The organism is Lawsonia intracellularis PHE/MN1-00 (assembly GCF_000055945.1).
GTDB classification, from domain to species: Bacteria; Desulfobacterota; Desulfovibrionia; order Desulfovibrionales; family Desulfovibrionaceae; genus Bilophila; species Bilophila intracellularis.
Map to the genome: position 1 here is coordinate 445198 of NC_008011.1, position 17136 is coordinate 462333.

Annotated in this window: 16 protein-coding genes; 5 read left to right on the plus strand and 11 right to left on the minus strand. The window is 33.2% G+C overall.

Annotated elements, in window-relative coordinates; all coding sequences use genetic code 11:
- Positions 1 to 251: 251 nt before the first annotated feature.
- From LI_RS01960 to LI_RS01970, 3 genes are read right to left on the minus strand one after another with little or no spacing between them, the layout of a single operon-like run.
- Positions 252 to 842: a TrmH family RNA methyltransferase gene (locus tag LI_RS01960; protein ID WP_011526440.1), complete on the minus strand. Its 591-nt coding sequence runs from the start codon at positions 840 to 842 to the stop codon at positions 252 to 254.
- A 49-nt stretch (positions 843 to 891) separates the two neighbouring features.
- The gene (locus LI_RS01965) at positions 892 to 2889 is read right to left on the minus strand and encodes an ABC-F family ATP-binding cassette domain-containing protein (protein WP_011526441.1); all 1998 of its coding nucleotides are present in this window, start codon (positions 2887 to 2889) and stop codon (positions 892 to 894) included.
- A gap of 3 nt (positions 2890 to 2892) precedes the next feature.
- A complete protein-coding gene (locus LI_RS01970; protein ID WP_011526442.1) occupies positions 2893 to 3762 on the minus strand; it encodes a tRNA (adenine-N1)-methyltransferase in 870 nt (289 codons plus the stop codon).
- Between the two features lie 164 nt (positions 3763 to 3926).
- Here LI_RS01970 and LI_RS01975 point away from each other — a divergent pair, with 164 nt between their 5' ends.
- Positions 3927 to 5939 (plus strand): AsmA family protein, encoded by a 2013-nt coding sequence (locus LI_RS01975; protein WP_011526443.1) that lies wholly within the window; start codon positions 3927 to 3929, stop codon positions 5937 to 5939.
- A gap of 21 nt (positions 5940 to 5960) precedes the next feature.
- Here LI_RS01975 and mgtE read toward each other — a convergent pair whose 3' ends face one another.
- Complete coding sequence (gene mgtE / locus LI_RS01980; RefSeq protein WP_011526444.1) at positions 5961 to 7334, minus strand: magnesium transporter; 1374 nt, start codon at positions 7332 to 7334, stop codon at positions 5961 to 5963.
- Between the two features lie 229 nt (positions 7335 to 7563).
- On the opposite strand from mgtE, the gene nadC reads away from it, so the two are divergent.
- From nadC to nadB, 3 genes are read left to right on the plus strand one after another with little or no spacing between them, the layout of a single operon-like run.
- Positions 7564 to 8454 (plus strand): carboxylating nicotinate-nucleotide diphosphorylase, encoded by an 891-nt coding sequence (nadC, locus tag LI_RS01985; RefSeq protein WP_011526445.1) that lies wholly within the window; start codon positions 7564 to 7566, stop codon positions 8452 to 8454.
- Positions 8451 to 9506 carry a quinolinate synthase NadA gene (nadA, locus tag LI_RS01990; protein WP_011526446.1) on the plus strand — a complete coding sequence of 352 codons (1056 nt, stop codon included), beginning with the start codon at positions 8451 to 8453 and terminating at the stop codon, positions 9504 to 9506. Before nadC ends, nadA begins: the two co-directional genes overlap by 4 nt.
- Before the next feature lie 48 nt (positions 9507 to 9554).
- Complete coding sequence (nadB, locus tag LI_RS01995; RefSeq protein ID WP_011526447.1) at positions 9555 to 11138, plus strand: L-aspartate oxidase; 1584 nt, start codon at positions 9555 to 9557, stop codon at positions 11136 to 11138.
- Between the two features lie 54 nt (positions 11139 to 11192).
- Here the strand turns inward: nadB and LI_RS02000 are convergent, their stop codons facing one another.
- Positions 11193 to 11498, minus strand: a complete 306-nt coding sequence (locus LI_RS02000) for a YggT family protein (protein WP_011526448.1) — start codon at positions 11496 to 11498, stop codon at positions 11193 to 11195.
- Positions 11499 to 11603: 105 nt separating this feature from the next.
- Positions 11604 to 12278: an HAD family hydrolase gene (locus tag LI_RS02005; protein WP_011526449.1), complete on the minus strand. Its 675-nt coding sequence runs from the start codon at positions 12276 to 12278 to the stop codon at positions 11604 to 11606.
- 170 nt (positions 12279 to 12448) lie between these two features.
- Here LI_RS02005 and LI_RS02010 point away from each other — a divergent pair, with 170 nt between their 5' ends.
- Positions 12449 to 12646 carry a twin-arginine translocase TatA/TatE family subunit gene (locus LI_RS02010; RefSeq protein ID WP_015353725.1) on the plus strand — a complete coding sequence of 66 codons (198 nt, stop codon included), beginning with the start codon at positions 12449 to 12451 and terminating at the stop codon, positions 12644 to 12646.
- A gap of 120 nt (positions 12647 to 12766) precedes the next feature.
- On the opposite strand, the gene LI_RS02015 is transcribed toward LI_RS02010, so the two are convergent.
- The 5 genes from LI_RS02015 to fbp form a co-directional block, all read right to left on the minus strand.
- Entirely contained in the window at positions 12767 to 13489 is a 723-nt protein-coding gene (locus LI_RS02015) for an outer membrane protein assembly factor BamD (protein WP_011526450.1), read from the minus strand.
- A 5-nt stretch (positions 13490 to 13494) separates the two neighbouring features.
- Positions 13495 to 14421: an NAD(P)/FAD-dependent oxidoreductase gene (locus LI_RS02020; protein WP_011526451.1), complete on the minus strand. Its 927-nt coding sequence runs from the start codon at positions 14419 to 14421 to the stop codon at positions 13495 to 13497.
- Entirely contained in the window at positions 14418 to 14741 is a 324-nt protein-coding gene (gene trxA, locus LI_RS02025; protein WP_011526452.1) for a thioredoxin, read from the minus strand. The genes LI_RS02020 and trxA overlap by 4 nt, the downstream gene beginning before the upstream one ends.
- Positions 14742 to 14866: 125 nt before the next feature.
- Positions 14867 to 15934 (minus strand): tRNA (adenosine(37)-N6)-threonylcarbamoyltransferase complex transferase subunit TsaD, encoded by a 1068-nt coding sequence (gene tsaD / locus LI_RS02030; protein ID WP_011526453.1) that lies wholly within the window; start codon positions 15932 to 15934, stop codon positions 14867 to 14869.
- 103 nt (positions 15935 to 16037) lie between these two features.
- Positions 16038 to 17045, minus strand: coding sequence for a class 1 fructose-bisphosphatase (gene fbp, locus LI_RS02035; RefSeq protein ID WP_011526454.1), 1008 nt, complete (start codon positions 17043 to 17045; stop codon positions 16038 to 16040).
- Positions 17046 to 17136 lie beyond the last annotated feature (91 nt).

The following is a 17136-nucleotide window of genomic DNA, read 5'->3' on the forward strand; positions in this document are numbered from 1 at the left end:
TATAAGTTACCCATCATAATTTAAAAGTATTTGGTTAGTATTAGTTATTAAACAAACTGGAGCCTTACAATATCTTAAATTAATTAAAAAATGTTAACTGACTAACCTATATGATAATATATAAAACTTGATTAACTTAAAAACTAATTAACATATATAATATAATTCATTTAGATAAATAAATTATCACTCATTTTTTGATGGATATGCATCCTACTACTCTATCCTATTTTAACTAACCAAATTACAATTTATTTATTTATCCATAAACTAAGATTAGTTGCAAACTCAGTTTCAGTATATGTTGGTGTATTGTACATACCTGCAGATAACCTTTGACGTGAAGCTTCTGCTAAAATAATAGCTGCTGCAACAGAAACATTAAAACTTTGAACCATACCATACATAGGAATATAAAGTTCACTGTCAACTAATCCTGTAAGTTCTGGAGGGACGCCAGCATGTTCATTACCCATAATAATAGCTGTTGAACCAGTAAAATTATGTGATAATAATGGTTGAGCTTGTGACGTACAACTTGTAGCAATTACTTTATAGTTATCCTCTTTTAACATTCTAATAAGTTTATTAGCAGACTGATGGTAGATAGTTTTTACCCACTTTTTTGCTGAAGCAGAACTTTTACTACCTAACTTTGGGAAAGGTGTATCTGTGTAATAAAGATGTATTGTATCAATGCCAAAAGCATCTGCACTACGATAAATAGCAGATACGTTATGTGGATCATGTATATTTGCTAATACAAGTGTCAAATTTTTTTGTCGTAACGAAAGGACATGTTTAATTTTTGCTAATCGTTCTGAAGTAATATTTTTTCCCACATATTTTCTCGCTTAAAATAAATTGCCTACTCAACATACAAAGTATTTTTTAGGAAATAGCTATACGTTGTTGTTCTAATGCATTAATTTCTAATTCAAGTTTTTCAAGCTTATCTATAATTCTGTCTGTTTGATCTTTTACTTCACTAAATTGCTTAAGAAGTTTTGCTGTTTCTATTCCACTTCCATGCCCTGCAGGAGTGGCTAATAGTTGTTCAAGATTATGCTGTTTTTCTAATAAAATAGAAAGCTCTTCTTCAAGACGTTTGTAAGCTATTTGCTTTGGCTTTATCGTATTATACAGTTCATTTCTCTTTTTAGCTTGTTCTCTTTTTAAACTTTTTAGTTCATCACGACTATAACTAATAACGCTATTTTTTTTATTTTTTTGGGTAAGACAATTTTTTTGATTATCCTGAGTTTCAACTATTGTTACTTGCTTTAACCCCTGTTTTCTAGCTTCATCATACTGTAAAAAACCTTGCTCATATCGAGTAAGTCCTTCAGAAGAAAGAGCCCAAGCTTCGTCTGTTACATTAGAACATAAATAACGATCATGAGCTACAACAAGAAGAGTACCACTAAAATTACTAAGTGCATTAACAAGTGCTTCACGACTCTCTAAATCAAGATGATTTGTTGGTTCATCAAGAACTAAAAAGTTTGCTTTATTAAGAAAAAGAGACGCAAGTACAAGCCTAGCCTTTTCCCCACCAGAAAGCATTTGAATAGTGCGATCAAAATATCCTTGTCCAAGAAGAAATAATCCTAGAACACTCATAAGTTCTTCTTCTGTCATTTTAGGATCAGAAAGTCTCCTTATTTCTCCAAGGACTGTACCTGAAGTATTTAGTATTTCTGTCTGATGTTGGCTATAATAACCTAACCGTACCCCTGATCCTAGGGTTAGAGAACCTCCTGTAGATTTTAGTTGTCCTGCAATAATCTTGAGCAATGTTGATTTTCCACAGCCATTAGGACCAACAAGTGCAATACGTTGACCATTTAAAAGACTAAACGTAAGAGAAGGCCATAATTGACGACCATCTGGAAAAGAAAATGATAATGCTGCTGCAGAAAGAATAACTTTATCAGCCTTAAGAGGGGTTGGCCATATAAACTTAAGCTCTTTTCGCTTGATTTCAGGTTTATATTCTTCAAGCTCCTGTTCAAGCTTTTTTGCCATCTTTTGCCGAGACGATGCTTGGCGTGCCTTTGTAGCCTTAGCACCAAACCTTCTCACAAATTCCATTTTCCTTTCAATTTCATCTGTAATACGTTGTGTTTCTCGTGCTTTTTGTTCTTCAATTTCTTCACGTAACACCATAAATTGTGAAAATGTGAGTTTCCGAAAAACTGGCTTCAATCCACCAAGGTATAAAATATGTGTACCAACATTATCCATGAAAACCCTATCATGAGCTACAAATATGAGTATCCCTTTATATTCTCTTAAAAACTCTTCAAGCCACTCAACAGATTCAATATCAAGATGATTTGTTGGTTCATCTAATAAAAGAACATCTGCACCAGCAACTAAAACTCTAGCTAACTTTGCCCTTTCTCTCCAACCACCAGACAGTTTAGAAAGTGGTAAATCAAACATATTATCAGTAAAACCTAAACCAGAAAGAATCTCTTTTGCTTTATATTCAGGATGATATCCATATAGAGTTTCAAGCTCTGTATGTTTTAAACTTAGCTCTGATAACTTCTTTGAATCATTTGCTTGAATAGCTTCTTCCCATGTAGCCCAAAAGTCATGCCAATCAGGTAGAACTTCAAGAACCCATGTAAGTAAAGAAACATCCAGAGCACTAGGAGCTAATTCTTGCTCTACATATCCTATACGAGTTCCTTTTGGAATAATCACTCTTCCAGAATCAGGTATATCAACTTCAGCAATAATACGTAATAACGTAGACTTACCACATCCATTTGGACCAGAAACACATAACCGAATACCAGAATCAATATCTAACGAAAAATCTGAAAAGATATCTTGTCCACCAAAAGACTTAGAAAAATTTTGAATAGTAATTTTCATGTATTATTCATCTATATGTTGAACGTCAGCTTTCATTCTCTTGTTACGAGCAGCCTCTTGTTTTCGCTCACGGGTTCCTAATATTTTATATTTATTCCAAGAAGAAGAATGCTCTTGATGACGTGCAAAAATAAGAAATCCTGTATGAGCTATCATTCTATCTTCAGGTCTAATTCGATCAATAATAGGCTTCCAATGACGAATCAAAATTTCACAAATCTCTATATTATCAAATGGACCATTATCTAAACCAAGTAAAAGTTCATTTATTTGGTTTGTAGTAGGTACAAAAAAAGCTAACGATGCTCCAGGAGATACTGCCTTAGGAATAAATGTTAGGTATTCCCAGGGTGTTCTCACATCAAGAAATAAGGCATCAGCCCCTGTTACCTGACCAAAACCTTCTGATATATCTTGATGATGCATAGTTACATTATCTCCTAATCCAGCCCATTGTAAATTATGCTTTGCAAGAGTATAAAATTCTTCTCGTGCCTCAAAGGTGTGTACATGCCCAGTTGGGCCTGAAAACCATGATAATGCCATAGTTAAACTTCCTGAACCTGTGCCTGCCTCAATAACTGTTCTTCCTGGCCCAACACCAAGACGTATACAAATATAACTTATATCTTTTGGATAAAGCACTTGTGTTTGTCTTTTAGTATTTCTAATAATATCATTAATAGTAGGTCGTTGAATGCAACAGGGTGTACCAAGTGTAGTAAAAATTTCAGTCCCATATGATGCATGTACAATGTCATCCACCTTAAGAATGCCATCTTGTGTATGTATATCCTGATTTTTTTCAATTCGATAAAGTTTAGATTTACCTCTTGGTGTTATAATACAAACAAGATCTCCATATGCTGGCATATAATTTCCTTTTAATACTTACTATATAAAATTTAATTCTACTATGTAGTCATACAAGGTATAAAACAAGTTCCTAGAATATATAAAGCCTTATACCTTGCTAATAAGGCTTAACAATACTATCTTAAAAAATTATTTCCATTCTAAGTAGTGAGGGGAAAATTGTGAAGAAATTTTTTATTATACTATTTGTTATTATTATTCTACTTATATCAGGTATCGCCATATTCATATATACCAATAAAGATAAAATTACGTTAGCTATTTCAAAGGCTGTTGAGTCTGCCACAGGACAACCACTTTACACAGATAGTATACCAAGTCTTTCTTTTTTCCCCACCCCTGGGATTGAACTTGGAAAATCCTCTTGGGGAAACCCTGATACTAATGAAATTTCTGTAGAGCTAATAAAGTGTGTCTTTAGATTTTCTCTCTTAAAATTATTTACTGGTACTATTGCTATTGATGAAATATTTTTTGAACAACCTTCCATTATTATACAAAAGAAAAATGCACAAAATAAAAAAATACAATCTACAGCTGCAGTAACTTCAACTAATGCCATTAATCCTCAAGAAGATAAAAAAGCATCCTTTCAACTTCCAGAAATAAGTATTTCCTCTGTCACCATAAAAGATGGGATGTTAAAATTTTTTGATGGACGTAAACAGATAATACTTACCGGACTACAATTAACTGCAAAAAATATTTATCCTCAAAGCACAGGTAAAATTTCTATACATACTCAAGCGTTATTTCAACCAGAAAATATTTCCTTTGTAACAGAAGGGAATGTATCAATTATTCTTGATAAAAATATACTTTCTATAGAACATATAAAATTTATTATTAATCCTAAAACTGGATTAACAGTCTCAACTCCCATAACTATAGAAGGAAATGGACGCTACCTTTTTGATAAAAATTTGTTAGAAAAATCAGATATACAAGTAAAACTAGATCAATTTAAAATAAATGCTAATGGTTCGTTAGAACTTAATAAACTTCAAGGAACAGCAGTAATTAATGCGTCTGGTTCATTAAAAAAACTTGCTAGCACCTTAGGAATGATGCTTATCACTCCTGAAACAAAAATTTTTGAGAACTTCTCTGCTCAAAGTAAAGTACAAGTTAATGGACAATATATTCAACTAACAGATCTCAAAATTATGCTTGATGATAGCCAAGTTACCGGAAAGCTAGCTCTAAATCTTCCTAATAAACTTTCTGGAAATCTTTCCCTAACAACTATTAATCTTGATCAATACCTACCTATATCTTTTGCTAAACATACACCAGTAACAAAAAATCTAATACAAACATCATCTGTAACTACTGCTCAACATACTATAAAAAACACTCAACAACAAACAATCTCTTCTTCACTTCCAACATTAGATCTTAAGTTAACTGCTGATAGTATTATTATATCTAAATTACATATAGAAAAATTAAATAGTCAACTACATGGTAATCCATCAAATTATGTCCTTGATCCATGTACTTTTATTTTTTACGAAAGTCCTATTTCTGTAAAAGGAAAAGGAAATCTTACTGCATCTAACCCAAGATATGAAGCAACAATTACAGGCTCACATATTAATCTTACATCCCTTCTTAGTGATATTTCTAAAACAGCTATAATCAAAAAAGGTACTGTTGATCTGTCTGCAGAAATAACAACCACAGGATCAAATAGTATACAGTTAAAGCAAACATTAAATGGTAAAGCCACTATTGAAGGAAAAGATATTAATATTCAATTTGGTGCATTACCTGTCCAAAGCCCAGAACTTACTCGGATATCACAACAACCCTTCACAGAACTTAATGGAAAATTAAAAGCTGTTAATGGAACTATTAATATAGAACAATTTATTCTTAAAGGAACTCCAGTTGCTGCAGCAGCAAATGGTTCAATTTTACTTCCTAATAACACTATGAAAATTAATGTTGATATTGCTGTAAAAGATACTGTTATTCCACTTCATATATATGGTGACTTATCAAACCCATCATATCGAGTTGACCCTGCAAGACTATTACAAGGTGCTATAACAAAGATACTTAATAAAAAAGAAAAGGATATTTTTGATAAGCTTCCTTTACCCCAAAATGCAAAAGAGTCTATTCAAAATACAGCAGAAAAAGTCTTTAACAAAATTTTCGGCCGATAATATAACTTTTTAAACATTGCATCATAATAAAAAAAGAGTTGCAAGACCAAGAAAAATAAAAAAACCAAAACTATCTGTTATAGCTGTGAGAAAAATACTAGAAGCTTGAGCAGGATCACGCCCTATATAACGGAAGAAAAGAGGAATAGCTCCCCCTGCAAGGGATCCTGCAACCATATCCGTCATAAGAGCACCACCCATTACACAACCCAATACAACATTTTGTGTCATCCACATTACAATAACTGAAACAAAAAGCCCCATAATTAACCCTGAAGTAATACCTATTTTACCTTCTCGAAAAACAGCAAGCCATGCTCTTTTAACTTCAAAACGTTCTGTTGCAAGTTGACGAATCATAACAGCTAATGCCTGCTGACCTGTATTACCTGCTTGGTTAGCAACCATAGGCATTAAGACTGCCAAAATAGCCATATGTGCAATCGAACCCTCAAATAAATAAACAACAAATGCAGACAATGCAGAAGTTAACATATTAACAATAAGCCAAGGTAATCGCATAAAAACAGATACATACCATGGGGTATCTACGGTTTCATCCTGGCCTGCCCCTACCATTCCTAAAAGATCAGAACTTGCTTCATCTTGAATGATATCAATAATATCATCATATGTAGCAACACCAAGAAGATGGCCTTCATAGTCAATAACAGGTATAGCCATCAAGTTATAATGACTAATTTCCTTAGCAACATCATGTTTATCAGTGTCATAATAAGCAACAATAAGATCTTGATGCTTTAAAGCATGCTGTAATACAGTTCCAGGTTTTAATAACATTAAATCCCTTAAAGAAAGAACACCAACAAGTCTACTTTCTTCATCAATAACATATGCATAATAAATAATTTCTTTATACTCTATAGTAGTACGAATTTGTGTAATAGCTTCATCAACAGTAATGTCTTGTTTAAACATAGACACTTCTGTATTCATAATCCCGCCTGCTGTATTTGGGTCAAATGATAACAGCTTGCGAAGTTCTTCTGCATCTTTTTCAACAAGGTTATCTAATAATGCATCCCTATGCTCCTTATCTATTTCATCAAGAACATCTGTTGCATCATCAGGAGACATTTCTGAAATAATTTTAGCTGCATCTGCAGGATCAAGATGTTCTAATATATCTCCAGCTACATCCTCACTCAACTCTGCAAGAGCTTCTGCTGCTTCCTCTACAGGAAGATTTTGTACTAAAGAAAGTTGTTTCTCAGTAGAGAGTGTTTCTAAGTATTCAGCTATATCTGCTGGATGTATAAAGTCTTTATTATTCTTTAAATGATTTAATGAAATTGCTACTGCTGTATAATCAGTTAGTCGAGAAATATTCTCCCTAGTTAAACTATGTGGACGTATTTTATGAGACAATTTCATATTACTCTCAGATAATAAACTTAATCTTTTAGGGCATCCAAAACTGCTTGACGAAAATTGCCATGATACTTAATTTTAATGATTCTTATTAACTATAAAAAGTACTATTATAGTTTCAATTCTTAATCTGTTTCTAAGCAAAGTTAGGGTATATGATCCAACTTCCTATCCGGCAAGAAAAATTTTTATAAATATAATCTCTAGTCTTAATTATAAGTAAAAAAATTATATGCATTGCCCAACATTTTCAAAATACTTTCAAGGTAAACCTTATAATCTTCTTATAACAATGCTCAAATTAGCTCTTGAAGAAGACGGGATAGATTTTACTTCAAAAGGAATATTTTCTTCCACAGAACAAATCCATACACAAATTATTGCTAAAGAACAGACATGTGTTTCAGGACTGCCTGTTATCCCTATTATTATGCAATTATCTTCTCTTACTCATAATGACTATGTATTAAATATCCTTGTAGATGAAGGTCAAGAAGTTCCTATAAATACACCTATAGCAGAGATTATTGGCCCTGCCTTTACTATACTCCAAACAGAAAGGACTATACTGAATTTTATTAGTCATCTCTCTGGGATCACAACTACTACTAAAAAATATGTTAATGCTCTTAAAGGCTCTGATATTATACTATTAGATACTCGCAAGACTCTGCCTGGATTACGTTATCCAGATAAATATGCTGTTCTGTGTGGTGGTGGCATGAATCATAGATGTAATCTAGAAGAATTATTACTAATAAAGGACAACCATATTGATAAAGCTGGTTCATTAACAAATGCAGTTAAATCATTACGTAACACATATAACCCTTGTCCGCCTATTGAAGTAGAATGTCGAAACCATAGTGAAGTCATTGAAGCTGTTGAATGCCAAGTTAACCGTATTATGCTTGATAATATGTCTATAGATACTCTTTGCTCATCACTTATGGTTATCCCTAAATCTATTCAAGTAGAAGTAAGTGGAGGTATTACTCTTAATAATCTCAAAAATATTGTAACTAGCCAATATAAGCCTCACTATGTCTCTGTAGGATGTATTACAAACTCTGCATCAGCTGCTGATTTTAGCATGCGTGTTATAAGGGAGAAAAGGGTATGAGTCGCTTTTTGAATAAAGAAGAAAAAAGTAAACATATAACAAGCCTAAAGTCATCACTTGGAAATCAAGTTTCTATATTAGGACATCATTATCAAGAACAAGGAGTTATTGATCACTGTGACTACACAGGTGACTCTCTTGAGCTAGCTCAACGTATTGCTCATTTGGACTCAGAACATATTGTTTTTTGTGGTGTTTATTTTATGGCTGAATCTGCAGCATTACTTGCAAAAGAAGAACAATCTGTTTACCTTCCTGAACCTGCAGCCAATTGCGTTATGTCTCTTATGAGCCCTGCATATCTTATAGAACGACTATTTAAAAAACTTACTGCTTCTGGAAGAAAACTTATTCCTGTTGCTTATGTTAATACTGAAGTCGATGTCAAAGCTATTGTTGGAAAATATGGTGGAGCGACTTGCACTTCCTCTAGTGCTGATAAAGTATTAAAATGGGCTCTAAATGAAGGAGATGGTGTTTTTTTTCTTCCTGATAAAAATTTAGCATATAATACTGCAAAAAATATAGGTATTCCTAAAAAAAACTTACATATTCTTGATATCCGAAAAAAAGGGGATGTTGCAGATCTTGAAGCATCTAAACAAGCCGATATTATTGTTTGGCCAGGACTGTGTGCCATTCACGCACGATTCCTTATGCAACATATCCATTTAGCAAGAGAAAATTATCCTAATTGTACTATTGTAGTACATCCTGAATGTACACCAGAAGTTGTAAAGGCTTCTGATGCAGTAGGTTCAACATCTTTCATTATTAATTATGCTAAAAATGCTCCTGATGGTTCTCATATTGTTATTGGAACTGAAATTAATCTTGTTAGTCGTCTTAAAAATGAACATAAACATAGAATAAAAACCACTCCACTTAGAGCAAGTGCATGTTCACATATGGCTAAATGTAACCCTGATAAACTTTATACCACACTACATAGTATTGCTAATAATAATGCAACACCAATATCAATTGAACAGGAAACTAAAACGTTTGCTCGTGCAGCACTTGAACGTATGATGCAAATTATTACTGTATAGAACTATATCAAAACCAATGACTCTAAGTAAATAGTCAAGGTATTATTTATGAATCAACACCGATATTACTCTCAAGTACTTATTATTGGTGGTGGCATTGCTGGAGTAACTACAGCACTTGTCTTAGCAGATGCAGGATTTGAAATCACACTTATTGTTCCTAGTAAAGAACTTGATGGTGGTAATTCTCAGCTTGCTCAAGGAGGTATTGTTTTCCATTCACAAGATGATAACAAACAGCTTGAAAATGATATCCTCAATGCAGGCCATCAACATAACTATTTAAAAGCTGTACGTTTCCTTTGTAAAAAAGGACCAGAAGTAGTTCATCGTCTATTAATAGAACGTATAGGTATTCCATTTGAAATCGATAAACAGAAAGGAACATGGAGTGTTACTCGTGAAGGAGGACATAGCTCTGCTCGGATTATTCATTGTGCTGATCATACAGGAAAATCTATTATGGAAGGTCTTCTAAAAGAAATACAAAAAACTTCTAATATTCAAATCCTTACTCATAGAACAGCTATAGACCTTATTACAACACATCATCATGCAAAACTGAAAGAATATCGTTATAATCCTGAGAATCAGTGTTTAGGAGCATATGTTTTTAACGAACAGACAAATGAAGTAGAAACACTACTTGCAGATTGGACAGTATTAGCAACAGGAGGAATAGGACAAATATATCTTCATACTACAAATACAGAGGCTTCTATAGGCTCTGGTATTGCTATGGCGCATCGTGCAAGTGTTAAACTCACTGACTTAGAATATATACAATTTCACCCTACTGCTTTATATAGTTGTAATAAAACACAAAAATTTTTAATTACTGAAGCATTACGTGGTGAAGGTGCAAAGCTTACGAATACACAAGGTAAAGCATTTATGAAAAAATATGATACACGTGCTGAACTTGCACCTCGTGATATCGTTGCCAGAGCAATTATGGAAGAATTATTACATACTGGAGAACAATGTGTATACCTAGATCTTTCAAACGTATCACATGATATTACCAAACGTTTTCCTACTATCTATAATTATTGTTATCAACAAGGTCTTTCAATAAAAAATTCTCCTATCCCTGTTGTTCCTGCAGCCCATTATTTTTGTGGCGGGATTCTTACTGATACCCAAGGACAAACCTCTCTTTCAAGATTGTTTGCTGTTGGAGAATGTAGTTGTACAGGTGTACATGGAGCTAATCGCCTTGCAAGTACTTCATTACTTGAAGGGTTACTATGGGGTTATAGCACAGGATTACATATTTCCCGAAAAAAAAATAAAAAGAACTTTTTATCTACACGTATTATCAATGCTATTCCAAATTGGGAGTGTACAGGTAATGAAAAAAATGATGATCCAGCACTTATTACACAAGACTGGACTTCTATACGACACATTATGTGGAATTATGTAGGAATTTGCCGAACAGGTAGTCGACTCAAGAGAGCTTTTGAAGAACTTAGGGATCTTTCAAGACATCTTCATGATTTTTATAAAAATACTCCTATTTCAAAACCAATTATAGATCTCTTTCATGGTAGTCAAACTGCTTATATTATAACCCAAAAAGCACTTCTCAACACAAAAAGTATAGGTTGTCACTACCGTATAAATTAATGTAGGATTAAGTATAACCTTTAGTTTCTCTCATATCTTTTTATGAATGTAGACTTATCCTTCTAGCATCCCTGCATACTGAAATAATGATCGAACTACAATTGTTTGTAATAACTGTATAATAATCAAGACAACAATAGGAGATAAGTCTAACCCACCAACAAGTGTAAAAGGAAGAAATTTTCTAACTTTATAAAAAACTGGCTCTGTAAGGGCATAAAACATACGAACAATATTATTATATGGATCAGGTCTTACCCATGTTAATAATACAGCTATAATGACAATCCAAAAGTACAAAGAAAGAATAATATCAAGAACCCTTGCAATACCTAATAAAATATTTCCAAAAACAAACATAGTCCCTCCAATAAAATCTTCCTCAAATGTTCTATAACCCTTAATATCTTATAATTCCCTATAAACTCTAAGGAATATAGCTAGTATCCAATACCATTTTTTTACTTATTGATAAAGACCTTGAAGGGCATCATATAAGTCTGAAAATTTCTCAATATGTATTGATGCAGAAAGAGATGTATTGCAATAAGCTATTAATGGTATAGAAGCAGCACGAGCTGCTCCTTCATCAGTTAAACTATCTCCAATAAAAGCTACTTTAGAAGGTTCAGTATTCCATATTTCTAGTATTGTTAGAAGTCCTTCAGGATCTGGTTTTGCAGGAAAAAGATCAGATGTTATAATAGGATCAAAAAATCCATTTAAATCTAATGAAAGTAGCACATCATTTATTCCTTTGGAAACTCGATTTGTATTAATACCAAGTTGTATTCCTCTACTTTTTAACCAATGTAATAAATTCATCAATCCTGGCTCTATCTTAAGGTGCGGTAATACTTCATTTTTATAAGAAAAACGTTGTGTTACTTCTTTTAGTTTTTCTCTATCTTCATGTGCAATAAGAAAGTTCATAGCATCTTGCACAGAAGCCATCTGCACATAATCTGCTTCTTCTTTTGTCATATTAGGATAACCAAGCTCTTGAAGTATTTTATTAAAATAACCTACATTAATACTTTTAGAATCAATAATAACACCATCACAGTCAAAAATAATTCCTACTATACCCTGAGGAAATATATTTTTTACTTGGTTAAATAACGAGTTATTATATGACATATAAATCCTTATCTTAATGTTATCTTATATAACAAATGGAAACACTTTCTTTTTAAAAAGAACAGGTGTAATTACATAGTAAAAGATATATTTAAATATAGTTAGATTAATTCCAAATCCTTGACCTATAGATATTGAATAGATATTCTATACTGATAATTGGAGGCAATATGTATGGTATTGGCATGCAAGAGCTCTTAGTAATTCTTGTCATAGCAGTTATTATCTTTGGCGCTAAAAAACTCCCTGAGATTGGGGGAGGGCTAGGAAAAGCTATACGCAACTTTAAACGTTCAAGTTCTGAACCTGATGAAATTGATATCACCCCTACGACTAATAAAACTGATAAAGTTGATAATGATAACTAGCTAATAATAATAATAATAATAATAATTTATATTATACTATCATATAGTAACTCTATTCTTATGCTATACCTACAGTAAAAATATACTATAACTTGCATAGGATACAGTCAAAGTTATACATTACAACCAATTAAATAACCTTTTCCAACTACCATGAATTTGTTCTCTTTCAGCTTGTGACTCTTGTTTCCTGTATAAAAAATATGCTGCTAACGATCTTTCTTTTGTATACTCAGACACACTAGGAACATCAGAAAAGTTTTCTAAAATAAAGGTATATCTCTTCCATGCTGGACCATACTTACCCATATTCCAAAATACATTAGCAATATAAAGTTCATGTTCTACCATAATCAATCGACAAGCTTTCATTTCATTTACAGCAGCTTCAGCATAGGGAGAATCAGGGAAAGTTTCCTGAACTCTTTGAAAATACTCATAAGCTTCTTGTATAGACGTTGTTGGCCTATCAATAGAAATAAAAGTTTTTAAATTTGACATTCCAATTTGATATAAGACATATGGAATATCTGGATGACGAGGATGAAGCGTCTCAAATTCTTTATAAGCTTCTACAGCTTCAGCGTACTTTTCATCAAAAAAAAGAGCATCACCAAGTGCACGCTCTGCTTCAACTGTATATGGACTAAGTGGATAATTATCTTTTAATTTTTCATAATACTCTGCTGCTTGTGCATAATGTTTTTCTTCCATTGCATCTTTTGCATTTTCATAAAGTTCTTGTGCTGTTTGTTCAGGCCTAGGTACTGCAAAATAATCAATTATACCACAACCAGGAAGATAAACTAACATTATAACTAATACTACATAACGAATATACATATAAATTAAACATCCAATTGTTCAATATAGCTAAAGGCTGCTGTTGCTGCTGTTGCTCCATCACCAACAGCTGTAACCACTTGACGACATTGCTTTGAACGTATGTCACCAGCAGCAAAAACACCTGGTAAATTTGTTCTCATCTCACTATCTGTTAAAACAAAACCACTTGCGTCTAAAGCAAGTTCTGAAGGTAAAAAATCACTTTTTGGCTCATAACCAATAAAGATAAATAAACCACTTACTTCAATCTTTGATATCACTTGTGTTTTAACATTTTCAACTTCAAGAGCTTCAAGCTCACTTTCACCATGAAGCATAGTGATACGGCTATCTAAAATAAGCTTTATTTTATTAGTAGTAGCCATTATTTTATCTTGATAATGTTTATTTGCACGAAATTTATCACGACGATGTATTAAATACAATTTTTTTACAATACGAGAAAGATATAACGCTTCTTCAAGGGCTGTATTTCCTCCACCAACAACGGCTACAACCTGATCACGAAAAAAGTTTCCATCACATAATGCACAATATGAAACACCTCGACCTCTAAGCTCGCTTTCTCTCTGCAACCCTAACATTTTAGGGGAAGCACCTGTACAAATAATAATACTTTTCCCAATAATGTCTTTTTCACCGACTGTAAGCTTATTTTCACCTGGAGTATGAATAAAAGAAGTTACATTATCATTATAACGAGTAAGTGTATATCCGTCGAGATGTGCTGAAAAAAAGTCAGCTAACTCCCAACCTTTAATACCTAAAGGGAATCCGGGATAATTTGTAACCTCTTCTGTTTTCAGAAGTTGACCTCCTGGGGCAAGCATTTCTATTAGTGCTACAGATAATCCTGAACGACATAAATATAATGCAGCAGTTAAACCTGCAGGTCCACCACCTACGACAATACTGTCGTATTGCTTCATGATAACGCCTTTTCTTTAAGCATAGTAATAATACTTGTTTTAGAGACAGCTCCTGTAAGTTGCTCTACCACTTCACCATTTTTAAAGAGAATAAGTGTAGGAATAGCTTTAATACCATACTGCCCAGGTGTTATCGTATTTTCATCTACATTCAACTTTACTACATGTATATCACTTGCATACTCAAGAGCTATTTCGTCTATAATAGGACCAATAGCACGACATGGCCCACACCAAGGAGCCCAAAAATCTACTAACACTGGTTTATTAGATTTTAAAACAATAGTATCAAAATTTGTATCTGTAACTTGGGCAGCCATAGGTTCCTCCTTAATAGAGAACTATCATCTTTTAATAAAAACAACTGTTATACTTTAGAAGCTAGTTATAAAAACTGTCAAGATGAAAGCATTACTATGTTATAATTTCATTGATGATAGTAAAATTATACTTTCACCATGTCATCTGGAATATGTTGTCCTCTTGGAATAGCAGAAAGATCTAATCTATGACAATATCCTTTCTCTGCTAATAACTCTCCATAATAAGCTATCATTACTGCATTATCTGTACAAAGCTTTTGTTCAGGTAACAATATTTTTTTATTATAATTGATAGCAAGATTATGCATAGCTTGACGGACAAAAGAATTTGCAGCTAACCCTCCAGCAACAATAATAGTTTTTATCTCATTAGTATATTTTTGAAGTGCTCTTTCCATCTTTATATATAGTGTTTCAGAAATCGCAAGTAAATAGGAGGAACAAACATTATAAAGCTCTTCTTTAATGGCTACTTTACTATTATTTGAACAATAACGTTGACCTTCTTCAATAAGTTGAGGATATTGCTTTAGATACATTGCAGCAGACGTCTTAAGACCACTAAAGCTGAAATCTAGTTCTGAATTATGTATATATGGTCGAGGAAACAAATATGGATCTGGGATTCCTTGTTGAGCTAATTTATCAATAATAACTCCACCAGGATAAGGTAGCCCTAACATTTTTGCAAACTTATCACAGGCTTCACCAGCAGCATCGTCCAATGTTCTTGCCAAAAGAATAAAAATATCTGGAGCATCTATTTTATAAATGTGTGTATGACCTCCAGAAACAAGGAGTCCTAATGCTGGATACTCTATAGGTTCCTCAATAGCTGCCACAAGGAGATGAGCATGTAGATGATTAATACCTATTAAAGTCTTACCAGATGCTAATGCTAGACCTTTTGCAAAAGCTAACCCAACAAGTAGTGCTCCCAATAAACCTGGTCCACGTGTTACAGCAATAACGTCTAAGTCAGCTAAGGTAACCTTCGCATCTTCCATAAGTTTATCATATAATGGTCCAAGGCACCTATAATGCTCTCGAGATGCAAGCTCAGGAACAACGCCACCAAATAGAGCATGTAAAGGTGCTTGTGTTCCTAAGATAGAACCTATACATTTTCCATTTTCAACAAGGGCAACAGCAGTCTCATCACAAGATGTTTCAATTCCAAGACATAACATAAGAATAATAAATAATATGATGTAATAATTAAATAAAATAGTGAATTAAGATGATTACTAGTTAAGAAATAGGAAAAAATATGGTAGATTATATATAGATATATTACTTATACTTTGCATAGATGTTAGCAACAGCCTCAACATCTTTCTTAGATCCTATGACTAGTGGAACTCGGTTATGTAAACTTAATGGTACATAATCCAAAGTTCTATAAAGGCCATCAGTTGCAGCACCTCCAGCATTTTCAGCTACAAAAGCAAGTGGTGAAGCTTCACATAAATAGCGTAGCTTTCCATGCATTTTCCCCTTACGATTATCAGATGGATACATGAAGACTCCACCATAAAGAAGCGTTCTATGAAAATCTGCGACTAAAGAGCCAACATATCTTGCTGATCGTACTTTTTCTTTAGAAGATGGCTGCTTAAAATACATTACAGCTTCACGAGTGGGTGTATCCCAATAATCCCAATAACCTTCGTTTACTGAATATATAAAACCTTCGTCTGGTATTTTAATATCAGTATGTGAAAGTAAAAATTCACCAACACTAGGATCTAATGTAAATCCATGAACACCTTGTCCAGCAGTATAAACAAGCATTGTTGATGTACCATATAAAAAATATCCAGCAGCAATTTGTTCTGAACCTGGCTGTAATACTTCATCAAGTTCAACATCTCCAGTTTTACCAGGCTTACGACGTAATATAGAAAAAATAGTCCCAACATTAATATTTACATCAATGTTAGAAGAGCCATCTAAAGGATCAAATATAAGGATATAATCACCACGAGGGAATGCAGCTGAAACTTTGATCAACTCTGCGTGTTCCTCAGAAGCCATAGCACATAAGACACCTGAGCGTTCCATTCTATACAGAAGGACTTTATCTGCAAATTCATCTAACTTTTGTACTTTCTCTCCCTGTATATTAATATCACCTGTCCCCCCAAGTACATCAAGTAATCCTGCTTTATTTACACTTCGAGAAATAATTTTAGCTGATAAAATTAAGTCATGAAATAAAGATGTAAAATGTCCTGTTGCTTGAGGAGCCCTCTGCTGCTGCAAAAGGAGATGTTCGGTCACAGTAACTTCAGAAGACATGTCTTCTCCTAATAAAGACGACAAATTAAATTACACATACAGATTATGTAATGGAATACTACCTATTACGTAACAGAACAACCCCCTGCTT